We start from the raw sequence: 5,926 nt of genomic DNA on the forward strand, positions 1-5,926 counted from the left end.
TCGTAGAGCGCCTTGCCGTCCTCGAGATAGCCCTCCTGGTCGAAATGCATGATCTCGATCTTCTCGGTTTCCTTCATGGCTTTTCCTTTCTGTCCTGCACGCAACTCTATACATCGCGTTTCTTTTCGATACCAATTATAGACATACACCTAACGTATTTTTAATACCACTTATCAATCTGCTCCAATCCTCGGTGAACGGTCGAAATTCTCTGGTGAGTGGTATTAAATTAGAATTGAATGTATAGCTAACGCCTCTGGCGCCTCCCTTGTGTGGCAAAGAACAGCGTTCCTACCAGCGCAATAATGGTCGATGCCCCAAACAGCACCGCCTGGACGCCCAAAGCCTCCGCCAAAAACGGAGCCGCCAGCAGCGGCAGCACGCCGGCGCTCATCAGGCCAAAGCGCACAAAGCCGGTAATGCGCCCCAGGTATTTGATGTCGGCGCGCTCCTGAATCAAGATCATCTGCAGCGGTTCCAGGAATCCCCAGGCCAGACCGTTAATCGCCTGACCGATAATCGCGACCCCCAGCATATCGGTGCCCACGTACACCATGGACCCAATGCCCACGGCCATGAGCACGCCGAGCAACAATCGCAGGTTGACATGGCGAGCAGGAAGCTTGGTCAGGATGAACGCACCCACCGAGGAAGTGAGGCCCACGACCGAGGACAGCCAGCCCAGCCAGACGATATCCACGTTGAGCACATCGCGGTAGAACAACGACTCAAGCGAATCGAACGCGCCAAACGCAAAGAAACCCAAAAAGCCCGAGATAAAGATGAGGCGCAAGTCGTGGTCGCGAAACGTAAGTCGCGCGCCCTCGGCCATGCCGCCCAGAATACCGCCCTTCGGCTTCTCCCCTTTTGCGGGAGCAACACACTCGTGACAGCCCAAGGAGAGCACGGCCGCCACACCCATCATGCCCGCCATGAGCAGATAGACCGATTGCGTGGCAAAACAGCTCACGATGGCACCACCGAGCAGCGGGCCAGCGGTATAGGCGATATTGCTGTAGAACACCATGAGACCGTTCACGCGGGTACGGCCCTCGGTGGTCGACTCCAGGTATCCCGGAAACGCATGCGTGCAGGTGTTGATAAAGCCGCCCGCAAGCCCCAAGACGCACGCGGCAAACACAAGCCCGGGGACAGACAACGGCGCCAACCCCACGCCAAGCGATAGCACCGCCGTAATCACGCACGTCACAAACGACGTCCGGCGCGGTCCAAAGCGGTCGATGACCGAGCCCGACACCATATTGCCCGCCGACGTCATAAGATTGCGTACGAGCGTAATGGCAGCAACCAAAAAGGCCGTGCCAGCCAGATCATACGTGGCCGCACCGATAAGTCCCAAAAAGTAGACCGCGTTGTTGGCGCACCACTGTAGGGACTCAATAAGAATCAGCCTGACCTCTGCCGGCGTCAGGCGCATTGCTTCGCGATCCTTCGCGAACATACGAACTCCTTCTATACAAAAAGGGGATGGAGGGCATAGGCCTGCTCCATCCCCTTTCCAGGTTGCAACGAAAATCTATGCAGCCGGGCCCTTACGCCAGCACGCCGAAGAACGCGCCGATGATGCCCACGACCATGGTGGCCACGATCAGCACCATGGGGTTGATCTTCTTGGACAGCAGCCAGTAGTACAGCCAGAAGGCTATCATGCCGAGCATGCCGGGCATGATGCCGTCCAGGATGTCCTGGAGGGTCTGGGCGTCGTCGCCCGAGCCGATGGCCACCGGGATGCTGGCCCAGAACATGTCCTTGCACATGGCGCCCACGACCATGACGCCCACGATTCCCACGCAGGTCATGATCTTCTGCATGAGGCCGGTCCTCTGGGCCTCGTCCAGGAAGCCCACGCCCAGCTCGTAGCCCTTGACGGCGCCCCAGATGCGCAGCGCGAAGCCGGGGACGTTGTAGATGAGCAGGAAGGCGATGGGGCCGAAGGGGTTGCCGGCCTGGCACAGGCTGATGCCCACCGCGGCGGCGACCACGCGCAGCGTCGACAGGAAGATGGAGTCGCCGATGCCGGACAGCGGACCCATGAGGGCGGCCTTGACGTCGTTGACGCTCTCGGGCTCGATCTCGCCGCGGGCGACCTTCTCCTCCATGGCCATCGCGATGCCGCCGACGAACGGGGCAAACTGGACGGTGATGTTGAAGAACGCGCAGTGGCGGTGCAGGGCCGCGGCGTAGTCGTCGGGGCGGCCGGCGTAGATCTTCTTGAGCATGTTGGCGACCATCAGGCAGAAGGCGATGTTCATCTGCTTGTAGTAGGTCCAGGAGAACTCCATGCCCAGGGCGCCGACGTTGACGGCGCTCTTGACGAGGTCGGAGCGCGTGATCTTGTTCTCGGGACTAGAAGTCATCGTCCTCATCCCCTTCCGCGGAGAGCTGGGGCTGGGCTCCGCCCAGGCCGAGCAGGTCGAACTTGTCGATGCCGATGATGATGGCGATCAGGGCGACGCCCAGGACGGGCACGTTGGCGTAGGAGCACAGCAGGAAGCCCAGGAAGTAGAAGGGCACGAGCTGCTTGGTGAGCACCAGGCGGCCGAGCATGGCGAAGCCCATGGCAGGCAGGAAGTTGGCGGCAACGCCAAAGCCAGCAAGGACAAAGGGCGGGATGAAGTCGAGCAGGCCCTGGATGGCGTCAGCACCCAGATAGAACGACAGCGAGCACAGCAGGAACGCCATGATGATACCGGTCAAACCGATCAGGAAGTGCATCGCATAGACACCCTTAAGGTTGCCCTGGCCGGAGTAGACATCAGCGCGGTCGACCAGGATCGGCAGGGCGGCGTTGAGGATGTTCTTGATGGCAAGGCACAGCGTGGCGATGGGCATGGCAAGCGCGATGGCTGCCTCGGTGCTCTGGCCCAGCTGGATAGCGAAGGCGCAGGCGAGCACGCCGCCGATCGTCTCATCGGGCGGCACGTAGGCGCCGATGGAGATCGAGCCCATGAACAGCAGCTCCAGGCTCGCACCGATCGCGAGGCCGGACTGCAGGTCCCCCAGCACCAGGCCCACGAGCGGGCACAGGACGATGGGGCGGAACGCGTAGAGCGTACCGAGCTGGCAGTCGAACTTACCAAATGCGGCGATAAGTCCGATGAGGATTGCTTGGACAAGCATAATTCCTCCCAATAAGGAATCTCGAACCGTCGTCACTCCCGTCGCGCGCGTTGTTGATATCAATTCCGGGAGTTCGATTCCACGGCTCGAAGCGTACCTGGTGTGCTGCTAACACCCATGCCAGGCACAAATGATTTGATACCAATTATAGATATGCAGGTTCTTACTATTTAATACCACCCGCTCAGCGGGGTGTTTTTTACCGTAAACGGCAGACGTATCCCATCAGGCGCGCTCTTTGTTTCGATGGCGGACAAGCGCCACCAGAAAGCCATCGCCAAAGGCATCGGATGCCAAGTTGGCCACAATCACCAAAACGATAATCGCCGCGCCCAAAAACTCGTTCCAGCGAAAGACCTCGCCAAAGAAGAGCGCCGACCAGCAGGGAGCGAGCACGACCTCGCTCATGCAAACCAAGTTGGCCGCAAACGCGTTGGTTCGCGCGATCCCCTTGGCATACAGCACGCTCGCAAGGCCACTGCAAAAAAGGCCATGCACCAGCATGAGCCCCCACTCAAATGGTCTCACGGAGTCTAGGGCGCCAGCAAAATAGACGATCGGCAGCATCGAGATACCGCAGGAGATGAGCGAGGACACCATGGGCGACGCATCGGGGCGAGAGTTCAAAAAGAAACACAGCCCAAAGGTGGCTCCCGAAATGACGGCAAGCAGGTTGCCGAGCATGCCCTCGGCACTCAAATCGCCTAAAAAGAAAAGTCCCATACCCGTAAAAGCAACCACCACGGAGGCAATCTTCGCAGGCGAGGGCAACGTGCGGGTTGCGAGCGATTGATACACGATAACGAAAATCATCGAGGTGTACTGCAGAACGATCGCGTTGCCGACCGTCGTGAGCTGGTTGGCAAAGTTAAACGTGGTGCCCGTCACGAAGTTGCAGACGGCCACAAGGGCAATAAGACGGCTGACGCGGAGGACAGGCCTACCGACGAGCAGGATAAAGAGCGCCATAAATATTGCCGTAACGGCACCGATCAAAAGAGCCGACTGCGAATTGGCGCGAACGAGGATGCCGATAAAACTCCACAAGAGCGCCGTGCCAAATAGATACATTGCCCCGCTCACGCCATTATCGGATGGATTGTCAGATCGAATCACGAAGCACCTCCGGCTAGCTTTCGGTAATAAAAAACGGCGACCGCAATGGGTCGCCGTTTCCCTTGGGGGCAGAATAGAACGCAGGAACCTACGCCAGCACGCCGAAGAACGCGCCGATGATGCCCACGACCATGGTGGCCACGATCAGCACCATGGGGTTGATCTTCTTGGACAGCAGCCAGTAGTACAGCCAGAAGGCTATCATGCCGAGCATGCCGGGCATGATGCCGTCCAGGATGTCCTGGAGGGTCTGGGCGTCGTCGCCCGAGCCGATGGCCACCGGGATGCTGGCCCAGAACATGTCCTTGCACATGGCGCCCACGACCATGACGCCCACGATTCCCACGCAGGTCATGATCTTCTGCATGAGGCCGGTCCTCTGGGCCTCGTCCAGGAAGCCCACGCCCAGCTCGTAGCCCTTGACGGCGCCCCAGATGCGCAGCGCGAAGCCGGGGACGTTGTAGATGAGCAGGAAGGCGATGGGGCCGAAGGGGTTGCCGGCCTGGCACAGGCTGATGCCCACCGCGGCGGCGACCACGCGCAGCGTCGACAGGAAGATGGAGTCGCCGATGCCGGACAGCGGACCCATGAGGGCGGCCTTGACGTCGTTGACGCTCTCGGGCTCGATCTCGCCGCGGGCGACCTTCTCCTCCATGGCCATCGCGATGCCGCCGACGAACGGGGCAAACTGGACGGTGATGTTGAAGAACGCGCAGTGGCGGTGCAGGGCCGCGGCGTAGTCGTCGGGGCGGCCGGCGTAGATCTTCTTGAGCATGTTGGCGACCATCAGGCAGAAGGCGATGTTCATCTGCTTGTAGTAGGTCCAGGAGAACTCCATGCCCAGGGCGCCGACGTTGACGGCGCTCTTGACGAGGTCGGAGCGCGTGATCTTGTTCTCGGGACTAGAAGTCATCGTCCTCATCCCCTTCCGCGGAGAGCTGGGGCTGGGCTCCGCCCAGGCCGAGCAGGTCGAACTTGTCGATGCCGATGATGATGGCGATCAGGGCGACGCCCAGGACGGGCACGTTGGCGTAGGAGCACAGCAGGAAGCCCAGGAAGTAGAAGGGCACGAGCTGCTTGGTGAGCACCAGGCGGCCGAGCATGGCGAAGCCCATGGCAGGCAGGAAGTTGGCGGCAACGCCAAAGCCAGCAAGGACAAAGGGCGGGATGAAGTCGAGCAGGCCCTGGATGGCGTCAGCACCCAGATAGAACGACAGCGAGCACAGCAGGAACGCCATGATGATACCGGTCAAACCGATCAGGAAGTGCATCGCATAGACACCCTTAAGGTTGCCCTGGCCGGAGTAGACATCAGCGCGGTCGACCAGGATCGGCAGGGCGGCGTTGAGGATGTTCTTGATGGCAAGGCACAGCGTGGCGATGGGCATGGCAAGCGCGATGGCTGCCTCGGTGCTCTGGCCCAGCTGGATAGCGAAGGCGCAGGCGAGCACGCCGCCGATCGTCTCATCGGGCGGCACGTAGGCGCCGATGGAGATCGAGCCCATGAACAGCAGCTCCAGGCTCGCACCGATCGCGAGGCCGGACTGCAGGTCCCCCAGCACCAGGCCCACGAGCGGGCACAGGACGATGGGGCGGAACGCGTAGAGCGTACCGAGCTGGCAGTCGAACTTACCAAATGCGGCGATAAGTCCGATGAGGATTGCTTGGG

Annotated in this window: 6 protein-coding genes; all 6 read right to left on the reverse strand. The window is 60.5% G+C overall.

Annotated elements, in window-relative coordinates; all coding sequences use genetic code 11:
* Nucleotides 1–247: 247 nt before the first annotated feature.
* Entirely contained in the window at nt 248–1,462 is a 1,215-nt protein-coding gene (locus tag I4W07_RS08975; protein WP_196026410.1) for an MFS transporter, read from the reverse strand.
* A gap of 91 nt (nt 1,463–1,553) precedes the next feature.
* Nucleotides 1,554–2,387: a PTS system mannose/fructose/sorbose family transporter subunit IID gene (locus I4W07_RS08980; RefSeq protein ID WP_196022811.1), complete on the reverse strand. Its 834-nt coding sequence runs from the start codon at nt 2,385–2,387 to the stop codon at nt 1,554–1,556.
* Nucleotides 2,368–3,141, reverse strand: coding sequence for a PTS mannose/fructose/sorbose/N-acetylgalactosamine transporter subunit IIC (locus I4W07_RS08985; protein ID WP_196026411.1), 774 nt, complete (start codon nt 3,139–3,141; stop codon nt 2,368–2,370). Before I4W07_RS08985 ends, I4W07_RS08980 begins: the two co-directional genes overlap by 20 nt.
* Nucleotides 3,142–3,366: 225 nt before the next feature.
* Entirely contained in the window at nt 3,367–4,257 is an 891-nt protein-coding gene (locus tag I4W07_RS08990; protein ID WP_271739786.1) for a DMT family transporter, read from the reverse strand.
* An 88-nt stretch (nt 4,258–4,345) separates the two neighbouring features.
* On the reverse strand, nt 4,346–5,179 hold the full coding sequence (locus I4W07_RS08995; RefSeq protein ID WP_196022811.1) for a PTS system mannose/fructose/sorbose family transporter subunit IID: 834 nt from the start codon (nt 5,177–5,179) through the stop codon (nt 4,346–4,348).
* Nucleotides 5,160–5,926 (reverse strand): PTS mannose/fructose/sorbose/N-acetylgalactosamine transporter subunit IIC (locus tag I4W07_RS09000; protein ID WP_196026412.1); only part of this gene is annotated, 767 nt, incomplete at its 5' end. The genes I4W07_RS08995 and I4W07_RS09000, both read right to left, overlap by 20 nt.

It is taken from the genome of Collinsella aerofaciens, from assembly GCF_015670745.1.
Lineage (GTDB): Bacteria > Actinomycetota > Coriobacteriia > Coriobacteriales > Coriobacteriaceae > Collinsella > Collinsella aerofaciens_T.

Excerpts from the sequence above, each read along its gene's own strand:
- I4W07_RS08985 (WP_196026411.1), bottom strand. The coding sequence starts at position 3,141 with ATGCTTGTCCAAGCAATCCTCATCGGACTTATCGCCGCATTTGGTAAG.
- I4W07_RS08975 (WP_196026410.1), bottom strand. The coding sequence starts at position 1,462 with ATGTTCGCGAAGGATCGCGAAGCAATGCGCCTGACGCCGGCAGAGGTC.
- I4W07_RS08980 (WP_196022811.1), bottom strand. The coding sequence starts at position 2,387 with ATGAGGACGATGACTTCTAGTCCCGAGAACAAGATCACGCGCTCCGAC.
- I4W07_RS08995 (WP_196022811.1), bottom strand. The coding sequence starts at position 5,179 with ATGAGGACGATGACTTCTAGTCCCGAGAACAAGATCACGCGCTCCGAC.